Genomic DNA, 18,921 nt, shown 5'->3' on the forward strand with positions numbered 1-18,921 from the left:
ACCGTGAACCGCGGTCACGTTCGGCGCCGTCACGACCGGAGCCGTGTCGGGGCCCGGCGTTGCCGTGAAGCTCTTCCAGGCGCTCCACAGGCTGCCGTCATTGGCCTTCACCCAGAGCGTATCGGGCGTCGAACCGCCGGGGCCGAACACGTAGCTGACCTGCGACAGGTTCGCCGCCGAAACATCGATCTCGGCATTGGCGGCCTGGGCGACACCATTGACCACAAAGTGTCCGTTGCCGCCGGTGTCCCAGAACGCGTACTGGGTGATCGCATCGTGCTCGGCATCGGTGACCGAGAACAGGCTCGAGGCGAGCGCCGACGTCTCACCGTGAACCGCGGTCACGTTCGGCGCCGTCACGACCGGAGCCGTGTCGGGGCCCGGCGTTGCCGTGAAGCTCTTCCAGGCGCTCCACAGGCTGCCGTCATTGGCCTTCACCCAGAGCGTATCGGGCATCGAGCCGCCGGGGCCGAACACGTAGCTCACCTGCGACAGGTTCGCCGCGGCAACATCGATCTCGGCGTTGGTGGCCTGGACGACGCCGTTGACGACCCAGTGTCCGTTACCTTGGGTGTCCCAGAACGCATACTGGGTCATCGTGTCGCCGTCCGGATCGCTCACCGTGAACAGGCTCGATGCGGCAATCGACGTCTGGCCGTGCACCGCAGTCACGTTGATTGCGTTCACGGTTGGCGCGGTATCGCCAAATGCCTTGGCCGTAAATTGAGTCCAGCCGCCCCAAACCGTGCCGTCATTGGCTCGAACGAGAAGGGTATCAGTCGATCCGCTTGGACCGAAGACGTAGCTCACCTGCGACAGGTTGGCCGCCGCAACATCGATCTCGGCATTGGTGGCCTGGACGACGCCGTTGACGACCCAGTGGCCGTGACCTTGGGTGTCCCAGAACGCGTATTGGGTGATGGGATCGCCATCGGCGTCCGTGACCGAGAACAGGCTGGAAGCCAGCACGGAGGTCTGGCCAGAGCCTGCGTGGATGTTGGACGCTGACGTGACCGGCGCGATATCGGCACGCGTCGTGACCAGTGTGCCGGTGCCGGAATCCGCGCTGACGCTAAACCGCACGCCGGGTATCGCATCAAGTTGCAGATCGAAGGAGGATGCCCCCTCGGTGACGTGCAGGATGTTGCCGGCCTGCAAGGTCGCCGACCCACCCGATACGAAATTGAGGCCTGCTAGATCGATGCTGTCGCCCAGCACCAGACTGCTGATGGTCGTACCGGCCAGGGAGCCGCCATCGATCTTCAGCTGACCGCCGGAACCGCTGAAGGTGATGCCGCCGTTCGCGACGCTGCCGGCCTGCAGTTCGACCACGCCGCCGGAGATCGTGACCGGCCCCGCGGAGCCGCCAGAGGACACGATCTCATTGCCTCCGGCAAAGACCGCGACGTTGCTCGTCGCCGCGCCGGCAACGTTGAGCGCACCACCGCTCGACACCGCGATGTCGTGCGCCGCGGCCCCCGATTTAATGTTCAGCACGCCACCGCTGATGACGGTCGTGTGGTCGATCGCGCCTCCCGACGACACGTTGACCGTGCCGCCCGAAATCCCGGTTCCGGAGCCGGTCACACCGGTGACCACACCTCCGGAGAATACGTTCTCGATGCCGCCGGCAAACACCGAGACGTTGCTCAGAACCGTGCCGCCAACGTTGAAGATGCCGCCGCTCGAGACGGAGATATGGTCCGCCGTCGCGCCGGACGAGACATTCAGGTCACCGCCATTGAAGACTGTCGCATATTCGAAAGACGCTCCGGAGAGAACGTCGACCAGCCCGGAAATTGCGGTCCCCGAACCGATAACGCCGGTGACGGAGCCACCTGCAGAAACGATTTCGTGGCCGCCACTCTGAATGGTGACATTGCTGGTGATCCTGCCTTGCACATTGAGCGTTCCACCCGACAGGGTGATGTCGTGCGCCGTCGCGCCGGCGGAAACATTCAAGGCGCCGCCGCCGAAGACCGCGGTGTTGAACGTCAGACCGCCAGACGAAACATTCTCAACACCTCCGCTTGAGACTTCCGCGGCAGCCGAGCCGCCGGCCGACACATTCAACGCGCCGCCGCTTGAAATCGTGACACCAATGGTGCCGCCACCAGAGGAAACCACCTGATGGCCACCCGACAGAATCGTGGCGCCGGAATCGACGCCACCATTGAAGATGGCCTCGAAGCCGCCAGACAGGATCGTGCCCGTCGCGCTGCCACCGGCTGAAACGGCACTGCCGTTGAACGATCCGAGTTGGAAGTAGCCACCGCTCAGCACCGTCGTGCCGGCTGCCGTGCCGCCGCTCAGCACGGTCATGCCGCCGGAGTTGGAGATCGTCGTTCCGGATGCCGCACCGCCCGAGGTGACTTGCGCGCCGCCGTTGTCGGAAATCGTGGTGGACACCGCAAGGCCACCGGAGTTCACACTGAGCTGACCGCCCGCCACGGTCGTATTGCTCGCGGTTCCGCCCGCCGAACCACCCGATCCCTGGAACGACGGAATGCCGACCTGCATGAATCCGCCATTGCCAATGAAGGTGCCCAGGGCCGTGCCGCCCGCGAACACGTTCTCCGTCCCATTCGCGGTGACGGTGGTGGCGGAGGTTGAGCCGCCCGACAGAACGTCGAGGATCGGGCCACTACCCGCCGAGTAGCCGCTTACGACAGCGCCAGGACCCACCTCAAGGTGGGTGCCGGCAGCGAAAGTGGTGTTGGAAAGCTGCGAAACGGACGCTCCGCTGACCAGTTCTACGGCACCGAAATTGACCGAAACGCCACTGAGGGACCCGCCTGAGAACAGCTTCAGCAGACCACCATTGACCATCGTGGCGTTTGCCGATCCGCCGGAAAGGACATCGAGCTCACCGCCGCCGAAGACATTGGCGCCGTTCTCGGCACCTCCGGACGAAACGGTTTCCAGGCCACCGCCGTGGATGTTGATGTTACTGGTCGTGCTTCCCGCGAGATTGAATTGGCCACCGCTATTCACATTGATGTCATGCGCGGACGCGCCGGCCTGCAAGTTCAGGGCGCCGTTGCTGTTGACCGCAACGTAGCTGACGGACGCACCCGCGGATGCATTCACTGTGCCCACAACGGTGACCGTTGGGAGGGAGGATGGATCCAATGAACCGTTGATGGCGCCGCCGGCAGAGACGTTCACTGTGGCGCCGCCCGCAATGAACACGAAGTTCGTCGCCGTACCCAGAAGGCTGAGCGTTGCTCCGTTCGATACAGTAAGATCGTGAACGGAGGCGCCGGTTGCGACGCTGGCCGAGGCTCCGGATGACAAGGTGAAGAACTCGGACAGGCCTCCGGAGAGGACATTGAGCGAGCCTCCCGACACCGTAAAGTCCTGCGCATTGCCGCCAGAAAGCACGTTCAGCGTGCCCCCCGACACATCGAAGTTCTGCGCGTTGCCTCCCGAAAAAACATTCTCGGTACCGCCGGCGAAGACCTCCGAGTTGCTGGTCTGAGAACCTGCGAGATTGAGGGTGCCGCCACTGCTGACGCCGAAGTCGTGGATCGTCGCGCCATTGTCGGCCGTGACAAGGCCGCCACTCCTGACCGTGAAGTAGGAGAGCTGGCCGCCCGACGTCACGCTGACCGTGCCACCCGACACAATCGTCTCGTCGCTGCCGGGAGCGCCCGTCTCGATGCCGCCGGAAGCGATCACAACAAGGCCGCTCGAAAAGACCTCAACGTGGCTTGTCACCGTTCCGGCGACGTTCAGCGTGCCGCCCGACGACACGGCAATGAACGACGCCTCTCCGCCCGAGGAAACGTTGATCGCGCCGCCTGCATACACCGTGGCCGAGACGCCGAGTCCGCCGCTGGAGATATTCTGGCTGCCGCCGGACAGAACGGTGGCACCGCTGTCGACACCACCGCTCGAAATCACCTCGTTGCCGCCGGACACAGTCGTTCCAGTGGCGCTGCCGCTGGACTCAATGATCAGCGTGCCGCCAGTCAGGACGGTATCGCCGGATTCAGTGCCAGAAGATACAGTAACGGTGACGCCGCTGGAAATCGTCTGCATGGTTCTGCCTCTAGGCCAGACTAAAATTCATTTGCCGGTTTCGGGCATCGATGCCCGTCGGCGTCGACGTCCTTTACGCGCACCGCGTTGGCGTCGACCGAAAATCCTGGTATGCGCTCAATAACCTGCTTTACGTGATCGGCCGTAAATCAGCCGCGTGCATTCAAATTGTCGCGGTGAATTTGCGTGCCGCGGACGCCACAGGAAATCCTTGTGGTCGAAACGCATCCGCGGATCGTTCCAGCAACTGTTGCACGCGTGAAAATTGGCAATGCGGGAAGGCGTTACAAATTCGTTGGTGGGATGGGTGAACCCGCTGATCATGATGACCGGCGTTCCTGACGCCCATCCGAGCCACGACAGGCCGCTCGATAGACCAATGCAAAAGTCAGCATGACTGGCGCGGCGTCAGTCGAACCATCAACGATGACGTTGGGATGTTCCGGCAAATGGTCCGCCGGGCGCTTCAGCGCGATCGCCGGCGCGGCGGTAATCGCATTCACGAAAAACCCCTGTACTGAAATACAAAGAAACTGCTCGAAATGTGAGAAGAAGCTAGGCGAGGTTGACGACCTCGTCAACGAAACCTTGGCGAGTACCCCTTCGGGGCTGCTCCGGAATCGCAGGAGCAAAACAACATACAACGATGAACAGCATCCCAGCGCGTCTCTGCCACGAGAAGTCTGCTACGCCGCCCTTCTTGCTCCCACGAAATTGGCGAGCTGGCGCAGGAGCTGGTGGTGCCGGCCCGGGAAACGATCACAGTTGCAGCGACGAGATCGCGGCCACCATGCATCGCGGTCTGCGCCCCAGGTTTCTCAGCACCAAGTCCAGGCACAGCCGACAAATCGATAGCGGTAGATTCGCACGTAATGGACGCCGGACGAGCGGCGCGGCCGGACCGTCTTCTCGTCCAGTTCCCGCGGCACGCGAGGGTCCTGGCTCCCAGGATCGACCTGGACTGCCCGACGCCGCAGTTCAGCCGCCTTGGCCGAATCACGCGCGCCGAGCAAACCCCGTTCCTGCATGACGGCAAGGTACTTAAGAGAAAATCCGTCGTTGAGATCGGCCGCCTGCTGAAAGTATTGCGCGGCCGTGCCGTAGTCGCGCGGCGTTCCCTTGCCGTAGAAATACATCAGGCCGGTCTGGGCGAGCGCGAAGGGATCGCCCGCCTCGATCGCCTTCTGATAGAGCTCGAGCGCTCTCGCCTCGTCCTTCTTCACGAAATTGCCATTGGCATACATCGCGCCGAGATTGCTGATCGCGCCCGGCTCCCCGGCGGCGGCCGCCTTGCTGAAGAGATCGAAGGCCCGCGGCATGTCTTCGACGACTCCGCGCCCGGTCGCAAAATACACCCCGAGCTTGCCTTGCGCCGGCGCGTAGCCGGCTTCGGCGGCTTTGGTCAAATAGCGCTGAGCCGCCAGATAGTTTTTCGTCCCGCCGTAAGCGAGGCCGAGCAGATATTCGAGCCGTGGCTGATCGGGATTGGCCCGCACCGCCGCTTCGCAGATCGGGATCGCGGCGGTGTAATCGTGCGTATTCGCGATTTTCAATTGTTCAGGACTGGCGAACGGCGGCGCAGGCGCAGCCGCGCGCTCGCATTCGCCGTCCGGGCTGCCGGCGGCCGTCGGCGTCTGCGCTGCGACAGCGGCCACCGATGCCGCGACTTGAGTCGGAGCAGCCGATTGCAGCGGCGGCGAGGTCGCGACGACCGGAGTCGGCGCGGCCGCCAGATAAACGTCGCCGACCAGAGAGGAACTGTCCCAAGGCGTCTGCTTCTGGTTCGTCGCCACCAGCACATCGCCGCGAACCCTGGACAGCATCTGGCGCACTTCGATCCCAGGCATCGCGATATGTTTCAGCAGCGCGGCGGTGAATGGCGAATTCCGCCCGGCGCCGTCGAGAGCAACATTGTTCGGCTGCGTCGAATAGACGATCAGCGAACCCTGCCCGGCCGCATCGACGCGGCCGAGGCCGCGAGTGGGCGCGGCACGGGCGCTGCGCGCGAGCTTGTCGAGAAAGGGATTGTTGCGGCAGGCGTCGAGAATGATGATGTTGGCGCGCCCCGTTCCCTCCATCTCCTGTTGGATGTCGGTGAGGTTCATCGTGTTGAAACGCACATCGGCGGGGGTTTCGATTTTCGCGTCGACCGGGACCAGATAGTTTTCACCGTTCATCTGCAGGCCGTGACCTGCGTAGAAAAATAGCGCGACGTCGGCACCGCTCAGGCGCTTGGAAAAATCGCGCACCGCGTTGGCCATGGCGTCGCGGGTCCCGTCGCGCTGTTCGATCACGTCAAAGCCGATGCTGCGCAAGGCCGTGGCAAGATCGGCTGCGTCATTGGCGGGATTACCGAGGACGGGAACGGCTTGATAGCTGCTGTTGCCGAGCACCAGCGCCAGGCGCGTGCCGGCTGAGGCTTCCAACGGCAGAACGATCAACGCAAACCAAAGCCCGACGAGAAGCAACCGGCAATGTAATTTATGCATCGTGCTTGCTTGCGACTTGCAGTACCGGCTGAAGCCAATTTGAGACGCAAATGATACCGGCAAAGCCGATGCCAGTCAAAGAAACCTGATCCAATGCAATCATTGCGTTGATGGACGCCAGCGATCGCAACCGCGCCGCGGTCTACATGGAACTCCGGCGGTGGTTCACTCCGGCCCCAACGCAAATCCGGCGATCGGTTGTGTGATGTTCGCACACCAGCGTCAGCGCATGCGCCGATCCAGCAAACAACTGTGAGCGAACCTCACGCAGCCTTTTTGGTTTCCGCGAGATTGGCGAGCTGGCGCAGGATCTCGGTGGTGCCGGCGAGCCGCTCTTCCGGCGTCTCCCAGTCCTGGAAGAACACCACCTTCATGTCCGGCCGCACCTTGGCGGCCTGGCCGTGCTGGCGGATGAACATCACCAGCCGCTCCGGATGCGCGAAGCTGTTGTCGCGGAACGCGATCACGGCGCCCTTCGGGCCGGCATCGACCTTCCCGACATTGGCCCTGCGGCAGTAGGCCTTGATCGCGGCGACCTTGAACAGGTAGCGGACCTCGTCCGGCAGCACGCCGAAGCGATCGCGCATCTCGGCGGCGAAGGCGTCGATCTCGTCGTCGGTCTCGAGATCGGCGAGGCGGCGATAGAGCGACAGCCGCACGCTGAGATCGTTGACGTAGTCCTCAGGAATCAGGACCGGCATGCCGATCGTGATCTGCGGCGACCAGCGGTCGGCGGCGGGCTCGGCGACGCCGGCCTTGAGGTTGATGATCGCCTCCTCCAGCATCGACTGGTACAGCTCGAAGCCGACTTCCTTGATGTGGCCCGACTGCTCCTCGCCGAGCAGGTTGCCGGCGCCGCGGATGTCGAGATCGTGCGAGGCGAGCTGGAAACCCGCGCCGAGCGTCTCCAGCGACTGCAGCACCTTCAGCCGCCGCTCCGCCTGCGCCGTGATCTTCTGCTGTGCCGGCAGCGTGAACAGAGCATAGGCGCGCAGCTTGGAGCGGCCGACGCGGCCGCGCAGCTGATAGAGCTGGGCGAGACCGAACATGTCGGCGCGGTGCACGATCAGCGTGTTGGCGTTCGGGATGTCGAGGCCGGACTCCACGATCGTGGTCGAGAGCAGGATGTCGTATTTGCCGTCGTAGAACGCGGACATGATGTCCTCGATCACGGTCGGCGGCATCTGGCCGTGGGCGACCGCGACCTTCATCTCCGGCACGTTCTTGTCGAGGAAATCCTTCACGCCGGCGAGGTCCTCGATCCGCGGCACCACATAGAACGCCTGCCCGCCGCGGTAGCGTTCGCGCAGCAGCGCCTCGCGGATCATCAGGGCATCATGCGGCGCGACGAAGGTGCGCACCGCGAGGCGATCGACAGGCGGGGAAGCAATGATCGAGAGCTCGCGCACGCCGGTCAGAGCCAATTGCAGCGTGCGCGGGATCGGGGTTGCCGACAGCGTCAGCACATGGACCTGGGCGCGCAGCTGCTTCAGCCGCTCCTTGTGGCTGACGCCGAAGTGCTGCTCCTCGTCGACGATCAGGAGGCCGAGGTCCTTGAACTTGATGGCCTTGCCGAGCAGCGCATGGGTACCGACGACGATGTCGACGCTGCCGTCGGTGAGCCCCTTCTTGACCTGATTCAACTCCTTGGTCGACACCAGCCGCGACGCCTGCGCCACGTTGACCGGGAAGCCGCGGAAGCGCTCGGTGAAGGTGCGCGAGTGCTGCCGCGCCAGCAGCGTGGTCGGCACCACGACCGCGACCTGCCGACCTTCAAGCGCGACGGCGAACGCCGCGCGCAGCGCCACCTCGGTCTTGCCGAAGCCGACGTCGCCGCAGATCAGGCGGTCCATCGGGCGGCCGATTTCGAGGTCCTTCAAGGTCGAGTTGATGGCCCCTAACTGATCCTCGGTCTCCTCATAGGGGAAGCGCGCGCAGAACTCGTCATAGACATGCGGCTGCAGCGGGAATTTCGGCGCCTCGTGCAGCTGCCGTTCGGCAGCGATCTTGATCAGCTCGCCGGCAATCTCCCGGATGCGGTTCTTGAGCTTCGCCTTGCGCGCCTGCCAGCCGCCGCCACCCAGACGGTCGAGCTCGACATTGGCGCTGTCGGAGCCGTAGCGCGACAACAGTTCGATGTTCTCGACCGGCAGGAACAGCTTTGTATCGGCCGCATAATGCAGCTCGAGACAATCATGCGGCGCGCCGGAGACTTCCAGCGTCTGCAAGCCGACGAAGCGGCCGATGCCGTGCTCGACATGCACCACGAGATCGCCGGTCGCAAGGCTCGTGACCTCCGAGATGAAATTGTCGAGCTTGCGGCTCGCCTTGCGCGGACGCACCAGGCGATCGCCGAGAATGTCCTGCTCGCTGATGACGGCGAATTCACTGGTCTCGAAGCCGGACTCCATGCCGAGCACGGCCAGCATGGTCTCGTTGCGCGGGGTCGCCTGCACGATCCGCCAGGTGTTGACGCTGGTCGTGTTGAGCAGCTTGTGGTCGCGCAACATCGCGCCCATGCGGTCGCGCGAACCCTCGCTCCACAGCGCGACGATGACCTTCTTGCGCTGCGACTGCAACGCACCGATATGGCCGACGACGGCCTCGAACACGTTGACATTGCCGTCGGCGCGCTCCGGCGCGAAATTGCGCCCCTGCCGTGCTCCGGCGTCGAACACGTCGGGCGAGCCTTCCGGCACGGCGAACGGCGTCAGCCGCGCCAGCGGTGTCTCGTCGAGCAGCCTGGTCCATTCGGCCTCGGACAGATAGAGCTTGTCCGGCGGCAACGGCTTGTAGATCGCGCCGCTGCCCGGATGCTCCAGCGCCTCGCGCCGCGCGTCAAAGTAGTCGGCAATCTGCGTGAAGCGCTCGCGCGCGGCGTCCTCGCCCTGCGGCTCGATCGCGATCGTTGCGCCGTCGAGATAGTCGAACAGCGTGTCCATCCGCTCCTGGAACAGCGGCAGCCAGTGCTCCATGCCGGGGTGGCGCCGTCCCTCGGAGACCGCTTCATAGAGCTGATCGTCGCGTCCCGGCGCGCCGAACGCCGCGACATAGCCCATGCGGAAGCGGCGGATGGTTTCGGTCGTGAGCTGGAATTCGGACACCGGCACCAGATCGAGCCCGCGCATGTCGAGCAGCGTGCGCTGGGTCTCGGCATCGAAGGTGCGGATCGACTCGAGAGAGTCGCCGAAGAAGTCGAACCGAACCGGCTGGTCGAGGCCGGCCGGAAACAGATCGAGGATGCCGCCGCGCACGGCATATTCGCCGGGCTCGCGCACCGTGGACGAGCGGGTGTAGCCATTGTGTTCGAGCCAGGCGACGACGGAGTCCATCGGCACGACATTGCCGGGCGCAACCGACAGCGCTTGCGCCGCGACCTGATCGCGCGCCGGTACGCGTTGTACGGCCGCGTTCACGGTCGTGAGCACGATCAGCGGCTTGTCGCTGCCGACCAGCCGCGACAGCTTGGCGAGCGCAGTCAGCCGCTGCGCCAGAATGCCGGAATGCGGCGAGACGCGGTCATAGGGCTGGCAATCCCAGGCTGGAACCTGCATGACAGCGATATCGGGCGCAAAGAACTCCAGCGCGCGGGCGAGCTGCTGCATCCGCGCGCCGTCGCGGCACACCACGGCGAGGCTGACCGCCGACCGCTTCGGCTGCGCGGCAATGGCGCGCGCCAGATCGGAGATGACGAGCCCTTCGGCGCCCTCGGCGACGTTGGCGATGGTCAGCACCCGGCCTGGCGCGAGCATCGCGGCAGGCGATTTCATCGGCTGCTTCATGCGCTGGGATCCGCGACCTGGAACGCCTTGATGCGGGCAAACAGCGCGGTGGCATATTCGGCCGCCAGCACCTTGTCGCCGGTCAGTGCGGCGTAGAGGTCGGGATCCGGTACCTCGACCAGATGCTCGAGCTCGCCGATCTCCTGGTCGGAAAGGTCCGCGATGGTCGCATCGGCAAAGCGGCCGAGGATCAGGTCCATCTCCCGGGTGCCGCGATGCCAGCAGCGAAACAAAAGCCGCTTGCGGCGGTCATCGAGCCCGTGGCTCGATCGTGTCGATCCCGTCATGTCCCAAAATCCATCGAACGCCAAAAGCCCGGACGTGCCGGGCGGGGCTTGATATAGCGATGGCAGGGGCCGATGTCAGCCCTCTTTCGCCGCGTTTTGGAGATGTTTGGGCGCATGCCGTCATTGCCTGGCTTGCGCGCCCGTCGAAGCCTTAGTTGCAGGCCCTGGGCGCAGCTCTTGGCGTAGACGAGACCCGGCCTCCATGCTCGCTTAAAAAAGACGTGGATGCCCGGTACAAGGCCGGGCATGACGTGTCGAAACGGACCTAGATTCTCCTGATGCGCCCCAGCCTGCTCAATCCGCTGTTTGCCCCGGTCACGACCCTGCAGGGTGTCGGCCCGAAGCAGGACAAGCTGCTGCGCTATCTGCTCGACCGCAGCGAGACGCCGCGGCTGGTGGATCTGCTGCTGCACCTGCCGGCGAGCGTGATCGATCGGCGCGCGCGGCCGAAGATCCGCGACGCCGCGGTCGGAACCATGGTGACGCTCGAGGTCACCGTCGACCGCCATCGCCCGCCACCGCCGCGCAATTCGCGCGCGCCCTACCTCGTCTATGCCAGCGACGACACCGGCGATGTCGTCCTGACCTTCTTCCGCGCCCAGCCCGGCTATGTCGAAAAGCTGCTGCCGGTCGGCGAGAAGCGCTACGTCTCCGGCACGCTGGCGATGTATGACGGCATCCCGCAGATCGTGCATCCCGACCGCGTCGTCGATGAGGCCGGCTTCGCAAAACTGTCCGGCATCGATCCGGTCTACCCGCTGACCGAGGGGCTCGCGATCGGCTCGCTCCGCCGCGCCATCGCGCAGGCGCTGACCAAGCTGCCGGACCTGCCGGAGTGGATCAGTCCCGAGGTGCTGCGCCGCTGCAACTTCCCGCCGATCCGGGAGGCGCTGACCCGCGTCCATGTTCCGGTCGAGCTGACCGACATCCTGCCCGACGGCCCGTTCTGGTCGCGGCTCGCGTTCGACGAGCTGCTCGCCGGCCAGCTCGCGCTGGCGCTGATCCGCGCCACGCTGCGCCGCCCCGCCGGCGTCCGCAATGCCGGCGACGGCCATCTGCGCAAGCGGATCATCGACGCCCTGCCCTATGCGCTGACCAAGTCGCAGCAGCAGGCGGTCGCGGCGATCATTGAGGATCTGCGGCAGCCGGTGCGGATGCTGCGCCTCGTGCAGGGCGATGTCGGCTCCGGCAAGACCGTGGTGGCGCTGCTGGCGGCCGCCGCCGTCACTGAGGTCGGCAAGCAAGCCGCGCTGATGGCGCCGACTGAAATTCTGGCGCGCCAGCACATCAAGACCATCGCGCCGCTCGCCGAGCGCGCCGGCATGCGCGTCGCCATCCTGACCGGCCGCGAGAAGGGCAAGGAGCGTCGCGAGCTGCTGGCCCAGCTCGAGGCCGGCGAGATCGATCTCCTCGTCGGCACTCACGCGCTGATCCAGGACGACGTCATCTACAAGGCGCTGGCGCTCGCCGTGGTCGACGAGCAGCATCGCTTCGGCGTGCGCGAGCGGCTTGCGCTGACCTCCAAGGGCGAGGCCGTCGACGTGCTGGTGCTGAGCGCGACGCCGATCCCGCGCACGCTGGTGCTCACTTACTTTGGCGACATGGACGTCTCGGAGCTGCGCGAAAAGCCCGCCGGCCGCCAGCCGATCGACACCCGCGCGGTGCCGATGAGCCGGATCGAGGACGTCATGGACGGCGTCGGCCGCGCGCTCGGCGCGGGCAAGCTGGTCTACTGGATCTGCCCGCTGGTCGATGAATCCGAGGCCGAGGGCACCGAGCACCTCACCAACGCGACCGAGCGTTTCGAGTCGCTACAGAAGCGGTTCGGCGATCGCGTCGGCCTGGTGCACGGCCAGATGAAGGGCACCGAGAAGGATCGCGTGATGGCGCAATTTGCCGCGCACGAGATCGGGCTCCTGGTCGCAACGACCGTCGTTGAGGTCGGCGTCGACGTGCCGGCAGCGACCATCATGGTGATCGAGAACGCCGAACGTTTTGGCCTTGCGCAATTGCATCAGCTGCGCGGTCGGATCGGCCGTGGCTCGGAGGCCTCGACCTGCCTTTTGCTGTACAAGGAGCCGCTCGGCGAGATGTCGAAGGCGCGGCTGAAAGTGATCCGCGAGACCACGGACGGCTTCCGGATCGCCGAGGAGGATCTGAAGCTGCGCGGCGAAGGCGACGTGCTCGGCATCCGCCAGAGCGGCCTGCCCGGCTATCGCATCGCGCGCTCCGAGGTGCACGGCCAGCTCATCACCCAGGCCCGCGACGAGGCGCTGCGGATCATGAAGGACGATCCGAAGCTGAAGGGCGAGCGCGGCGAAGCGCTGCGTTGCCTGCTCTATCTCTATGAGCGCGACGAAGCCGTGCCGCTGATCGGCGCGGGGTGATTCAACGCGACAGACGCCGCCGTCCGTCCCGTCATCCTGAGGAGCGCCAACGGGTCCGCGCGGAGCGCGGCCCGATGACAGGCTCCGCGCGTCTCGAAGGATCGACGGCCACCAGCGGGGCCGATTCATCCTTCGAGACGCGCGCAGGAGCGCGCTCCTCAGGATGACGGTGCGATAGCGCGATCGTACGGCGGGACACGCTGCATGGGCGCACCAGCCCCTACTCCACCTTCGCCGGCGCGGGCTGAGTGGCCGGCTGCAACGAGGCCTGGTTGGCGACGCGTGCGGCGTTGGCCATGCCGGCAAGCGACGCGGCGCGCTGCTTCTGATCGTTGGCGCCGGGCTGCACCACGCCGGCCGACATGATCAGCGTCGCGGCATCCTCGGTGCTCATCTCGATCTCGATGATCTTGCTCCTCGGCACGTAGAAGAAGAAGCCGGTGGTCGGGTTCGGCGCGCACGGCAGGAACACCGAGATGTGCTCCTCCTCGCCGGGCAGGCTGGCCGCGAGTTCGGCGCTCGGCGCCTGCGAGATCAGCACGATCGACCACATCCCGGGCGAGGGAAATTCGACCAGGCCGACGCGGCGGAAGCTCGAGCCGTTGCCGGAGAACAGCGTCTCGAACACCTGCTTCAGGCCGCGATAGATCGCACGCACCGCAGGGATCCGTCCGAGCAGCCGCTCGCCGAGATCGACCAGGGTTCGCCCGATCAGATTGGCGGTGAGGAAGCCGAGCAGCGTCAGCGCGATGACGGCGACGATCAGGCCGGAACCCGGCAATCCGAACGGCAGATAGGTCTCCGGCCGGTAGGCCGTGGGCACGAACGGCCGGACCAGATTGTCGACCCAGTTCACGAACCACCAGGTCAGATAGAAGGTGATCGCGATCGGCCCGGCCACCACGAGGCCGGTCAGGAAATAGTTGCGGAACCGCGCCATCAACCCGCGGGGAGCGTCCGGGGGTAGTTCACCTGGCGCGGGGGGAGGCATTTTGTTGGACGTCATTGCTGTTCCAGATCGTCGAAGCGGCCGTCCTCACCAGCATGATCCGGAAAAGTGCGCCGCGGATTTCCGAAAAGATCGTGCATAAACAAAAGGCTAGCGCGAGATGATGATCCTGCCCCGAACTTCGGCGCGCAGCACCCCTGAGCTAAGCCATTCTAGCAGGTTTTTGAAGGGCTGCGTGACAGCGTCACTTGCGGCTATTCGACCGTGACCGATTTGGCCAGATTGCGGGGCTGATCGACGTCGGTGCCCATCACCACGGCAGTATGATAGGCGAGCAGCTGCACCGGAACGGCATAGACCATCGGCGCGAAGGTCGCCCCCATGTCCGGCATCACGATCGTCACCAGCGACTGGATGGTGGCCTCCGCGGCGCCCTTGGCGTCGGTCATCAGGATGATCTTGCCGCCGCGGGCGGCGACCTCCTGCATGTTGGAGACGGTCTTCTCGAACACCTTGTCATAGGGCGCGATCACCACAACCGGCATGTGCTCGTCGATCAGCGCGATCGGCCCGTGCTTGAGCTCGCCGGCGGCGTAGCCCTCGGCATGGATGTAGGAGATTTCCTTCAGCTTCAGCGCGCCTTCCAGCGCCAGCGGATAGCTGGTGCCGCGGCCGAGATAGAGCACGTCGCGCGACTTCGAGATCTCGCGAGCCAGCTTCTCGATCTGCGGCTCGGACGTGAGCGCTTCCGACATCAGGCGCGGGATCTCGACCAGGCCATGCACCAGCTTGGCCTCGTCGGCATCGGACAACTCGCTACGCGCCTTGCCGGCCGCAACCGCAAGCGCCGCCAGCACCATCAGCTGGCAGGTGAACGCCTTGGTCGAGGCGACGCCGATCTCGGGACCGGCCAGTGTCTGCAGCACGGTCTCGCTCTCGCGCGCGATCGTCGAGGTCGGCACGTTGACGACCGACAGCGTATGCGCGCCCTGCGCCTTGGCGTAGCGCAGCGCTGCCAGCGTGTCGGCGGTCTCGCCCGACTGCGAGATGAAGATCGCAAGGTCGCCCTTGCGCAGCGGCGCCTCGCGGTAGCGGAATTCCGAGGCGACATCGAGTTCGACCGGAAGGCGCGCCAGCCGCTCCAGCCAGTATTTTGCGACGAAGCCGGCATAGCTCGCGGTGCCGCAGGCCGTGATCGAGATGCGCTGGATATCCTTGAAGTCGAACGGCAGCTTGATCGGCAGGGCGACGCGCTCGGTCGCCATGTCGACGTAACGCGCAAGCGTGTGCCCGACCACTTCGGGCTGCTCGTGGATCTCCTTCGCCATGAAGTGGCGATAATTGGCCTTGTCGACCAAAGCCGTTGCAGTCGTGTGCTTGATCGCCTCGCGATGGACGATGGCATTGTCCTTGTCGAAGATCGTCGCGCCCTTGCGGGTCAGCACCACCCAGTCGCCGTCCTCGAGATAGCTGATCGTATCGGTGAACGGCCCGAGCGCGATCGCATCGGAACCGAGATACATCTCGCCCTCGCCATGGCCGACCGCGAGCGGCGGGCCGTTGCGGGCGCCGATCATCAGATCGTCCTCGCCGGCGAAGATGAAGCCGAGCGCGAAGGCGCCGCGCAGCTGCGACAGCACCGCCCTCACCGCCTCGACCGGCGCGACGCCGCCCTTGAGCAGATTGTCGACCAGATGCACCACGACCTCGGTGTCGGTCTCGGTCGAAAACACCGCGCCCTTGTGCTCGAGTTCCTCGCGCAGCTCGCGGAAATTCTCGATGATGCCGTTATGCACCACGGCGACGCGTTCGGTGGCGTGCGGATGCGCGTTGTTCTCGGTCGGCCTGCCGTGGGTGGCCCAGCGGGTGTGGCCGATGCCGGTGTGGCCGCCGAGCGGCTTTGCCTCCAGCAGGGCCTCGAGATTCTTCAGCTTGCCCTCGGCGCGGCGCCGCGCCAGGCCGCCGTTCTCCAGCGTGGCGACACCCGCGGAATCATAGCCGCGATACTCCAGCCGCTTGAGCGAATCCACCAGTTGCTCCGCGACCGGAGCGCGTCCAAGAATGCCGACGATGCCGCACATGCGGTTCAATGTCCCCAATAATCGCCGAAAATTTGCCAAAGCGGCGACACGGTCCCTTAACGGGAATCGCCGGCCGCAAGATACTCAATAATTATTGCCGATTGCGACAGTCTTAAACGGCAAGGTTGATGCGAAAGGCTGGTTAATCGGGGCTAACCATGGCCCGACAAGATCGCCTCGCGCGACCCGATGCACGGAGCTCGAATACACACGTTAAAGGTGTGTTAATCCCTCCACGGCAACTTCGGACACGGCGCGAAACAATCCAACAGATCAAACACAGTTCGCGCAGCATGCCAAGAGTGCGTTTGCTCTGGCTGGGGGCAATGTGGGCCACAGGAATAATTTCGACACGTTGCGGCTGTTCGCAGCCTGCAACGTCCTGCTGCAGCATGCGGCCTTTCTGCAGGTTCCGTGGCCCAGGCCGATACCTCTGCTGGTCGCTTACACGTCCGGCGTTCCAATCTTCTTCATCATCAGCGGATTCCTCATCACCGGCACCTTTCTTCGCAGTGATGGGGACGTCGTCACCTTTCTCCGCAATCGATGCCTGCGCATCTATCCGGCACTCTGGCTCAATCTCGCGATCGTTCTCGCGCTGCTGGTCGCATTCGGCGCATTGCCGCTCGGCGCACTGCTCAACCCGGACTTCCTTCGATACTGGACGGTGATCCTTGCGACCGGGTCCGACGCGCTCGCCAACTGGCTGCTGCCGCCATACCCCTTCGCCTGGAATGACGCGCTGCCATTCCTGCCCGTTGTCGCGCTGTGGACCATTGTGCTCGAATTGGGATTCTATCTGATCGTTCCGGTGATTTTCCTGCCGCCGGTTCTGCGCTACCGATGGGCCTCAGTGGCCGTGGTTCTCGCCCTCACCATCTATTCGCATCGTCTGACCAGCGTGACCGCGACCGACGAGGTCACTCGAGGCATAAATCCGCTGTTCTATTTCTGGGTCTTCGGCATCGGCTCGCTTTTTTCGCTGCTTTGGAGCCGAATCGACCGGCTGTTCCGCGACAAGTTCATCCTGTGGGCCCTGCTCTATGCCGAGGCGATTGCCTTCTTCGGCGACCAGCGCGGCATCGTGTATGACCACCCGACACTGCGATCGACCGTGCTGACGATCCTTCTTGCCTGCTGCGTGATGTCGGCAGCCTTCAGCTGGACCAATCTGTCAAAGCTGCTCGCGGGCACCGACCTGTCATACGGCATCTATCTGCATCACGTGCCGATCGTGATGCTGCTGCACGCCTTCGGATGGCAAGGCTTCCCGGCCGCAATCCTCCTGATCGTTGCGACGACCATCGCGGCGGCCGCGACCTGGCGCGTCATCGAGCAACCGGCCCTGCGCTTCAAGATCCGTCCGGCCTGCAAGCCTTCGAACTCCGCCGAAGACGGCCGCGTCGACGGATTGGAAAGCCCGGCGTGCCGCGCCGGCTGATCGCCTGCCGGCCGCGCGGGAACCGATGCGGCACGCGTCCATGCGGGTGAAGCTGGCATGTCCGGCAACCACCACGTGTGCCAAACATCAACGCACCATTGACGCCTTTCGGAGAGGGTGCCGCCGCCCGGAGGTACCCCGATGCAAGCCACGCACGACCGTGAGACGCAGCGCCTCGATGTCCTGGCGGAACTCGACATCCTCGATACGCCGCGCGAACTTGCCTTTGATCGCCTGACCGGGCTGTGCCGCAAGATCTTTCGCGTGCCGATGTCGACGCTGACGCTGATCGACGGTCATCGGCAGTGGTTCAAGGCCTCCGACGGCATGGCGGATCGCGAGACCGCGCGCGGACCTGCGCTGTGCAATTTTGCGATCGCGCAGGAGCATCCCCTCATCATTCCCGACACGCAGCGCGACCCACGCCTCGCCGACAATATCTTCGTGCGCGGCAAGCCATTCATCCGCTTCTATGCCGGCGCGCAGCTCAAGATCTCAGGCGCGATCGTCGGGACCCTGTGCGCGATGGACACGCGCCCCCGCGAGTTCGATGCCGATGCCGTCAGCATGCTGACCGACCTCGCCGCGATCGCCGTCGACGAGATGATGCTGCGGAACCTGAGCATGCAGGACAGCCTCACCGGCTGCTCGTCGCGGCGCGCCTTCCGCGGCGAAGGCGAACGGCTCACCGCGCTGGCCGCGCGGCATCTCAGTCCGCTTGCCTGCGCCGTGCTCGATGTCGATCACTTCAAGCAGGTCAACGACACCTATGGGCACGCCATCGGCGACACGGTGCTGGCGGCGGTCGCGGATGCCGCGCGCTGCGCGTTGCGCGGCTCCGACGTGATCGGCCGGCTCGGCGGCGAAGAATTCGGCATCCTGCTGCCGCACACCCGGCTCGACCAGGCGATGGTCGTGCTCGAGAAGGTGCGCGCCGCCGTCGCGGCAACGCGGATCGAGACGCCGGCCGGCACGGTCAGCGTCACCTGCAGCCTCGGCGGCGCGGTGCTCTCGCCCGGCAACTGCTTCGACGACATGCTGCGCAACGCCGACCTCGCGATGTACGGCGCCAAACAGGCAGGCCGCAACCAGGCGCTGGCCTGGGTCGACCGTGCGCCACCGATAGCGCCGACCGCACGGCGCGTGTTCAAGGCCGGCAAGATCAGCTTCAACGCCGGCCATTCCACGATCGACTGCACGGTGCGCGGCCTGTCGCGCGACACCGCGACGATCGAGGTGCTGTCCACCTCGGGCATCCCCGATCAGTTCAAGCTAGCGATCGCTGCCGACGCGCTGCCGCGGGCCTGCCGCATCACCGCGAAGGCCGACAACCGGATCGAGGTCGCCTTCACCTGAGCGACGGCGCGGGTTCTCAGCAGGACTGCCGACACATTGGAAATTCTTCTCGCCGCAACGACACGGTGGAGATAGGTTCAAGGCCGCGTGACGAAAGGCCGCTAG

Annotated in this window: 9 protein-coding genes and 1 pseudogene; 3 read left to right on the forward strand and 7 right to left on the reverse strand. The window is 65.0% G+C overall.

Going from position 1 to position 18,921, the window contains the following annotated elements:
- From AC066Y_RS24790 to AC066Y_RS24810, 5 genes and pseudogenes are all read right to left on the reverse strand, one after another.
- Positions 1–4,044, reverse strand: a pseudogene (locus tag AC066Y_RS24790) (hypothetical protein); the annotation flags it as partial.
- Between the two features lie 320 nt (positions 4,045–4,364).
- Positions 4,365–4,547, reverse strand: a complete 183-nt coding sequence (locus AC066Y_RS24795; RefSeq protein ID WP_478276157.1) for a hypothetical protein — start codon at positions 4,545–4,547, stop codon at positions 4,365–4,367.
- 315 nt (positions 4,548–4,862) lie between these two features.
- Positions 4,863–6,470, reverse strand: coding sequence for a caspase family protein (locus AC066Y_RS24800; protein WP_478276158.1), 1,608 nt, complete (start codon positions 6,468–6,470; stop codon positions 4,863–4,865).
- 326 nt (positions 6,471–6,796) lie between these two features.
- On the reverse strand, positions 6,797–10,315 hold the full coding sequence (gene mfd / locus AC066Y_RS24805) for a transcription-repair coupling factor (protein WP_478276159.1): 3,519 nt from the start codon (positions 10,313–10,315) through the stop codon (positions 6,797–6,799).
- A complete protein-coding gene (locus AC066Y_RS24810; protein ID WP_478276160.1) occupies positions 10,312–10,602 on the reverse strand; it encodes an FAD assembly factor SdhE in 291 nt (96 codons plus the stop codon). Before AC066Y_RS24810 ends, mfd begins: the two co-directional genes overlap by 4 nt.
- A 278-nt stretch (positions 10,603–10,880) precedes the next feature.
- Between AC066Y_RS24810 and recG the strand changes: the two genes are divergently transcribed.
- On the forward strand, positions 10,881–12,989 hold the full coding sequence (gene recG, locus AC066Y_RS24815) for an ATP-dependent DNA helicase RecG (protein WP_478276161.1): 2,109 nt from the start codon (positions 10,881–10,883) through the stop codon (positions 12,987–12,989).
- 220 nt (positions 12,990–13,209) lie between these two features.
- Here recG and AC066Y_RS24820 read toward each other — a convergent pair whose 3' ends face one another.
- Together AC066Y_RS24820 and glmS are read right to left on the reverse strand one after the other, a co-directional pair.
- Positions 13,210–13,995 (reverse strand): DUF502 domain-containing protein, encoded by a 786-nt coding sequence (locus AC066Y_RS24820; protein WP_478276162.1) that lies wholly within the window; start codon positions 13,993–13,995, stop codon positions 13,210–13,212.
- A 197-nt stretch (positions 13,996–14,192) separates the two neighbouring features.
- Entirely contained in the window at positions 14,193–16,019 is a 1,827-nt protein-coding gene (gene glmS / locus AC066Y_RS24825) for a glutamine--fructose-6-phosphate transaminase (isomerizing) (RefSeq protein WP_478276163.1), read from the reverse strand.
- A 328-nt stretch (positions 16,020–16,347) separates the two neighbouring features.
- Between glmS and AC066Y_RS24830 the strand changes: the two genes are divergently transcribed.
- Together AC066Y_RS24830 and AC066Y_RS24835 are read left to right on the forward strand one after the other, a co-directional pair.
- The gene (locus AC066Y_RS24830; protein WP_478276164.1) at positions 16,348–17,460 is read left to right on the forward strand and encodes an acyltransferase family protein; all 1,113 of its coding nucleotides are present in this window, start codon (positions 16,348–16,350) and stop codon (positions 17,458–17,460) included.
- A gap of 141 nt (positions 17,461–17,601) precedes the next feature.
- Complete coding sequence (locus AC066Y_RS24835) at positions 17,602–18,816, forward strand: sensor domain-containing diguanylate cyclase (protein WP_478276165.1); 1,215 nt, start codon at positions 17,602–17,604, stop codon at positions 18,814–18,816.
- The last annotated feature ends 105 nt before the right edge of the window (positions 18,817–18,921 follow it).

This window comes from Bradyrhizobium sp. USDA3010 (genome assembly GCF_056429065.1).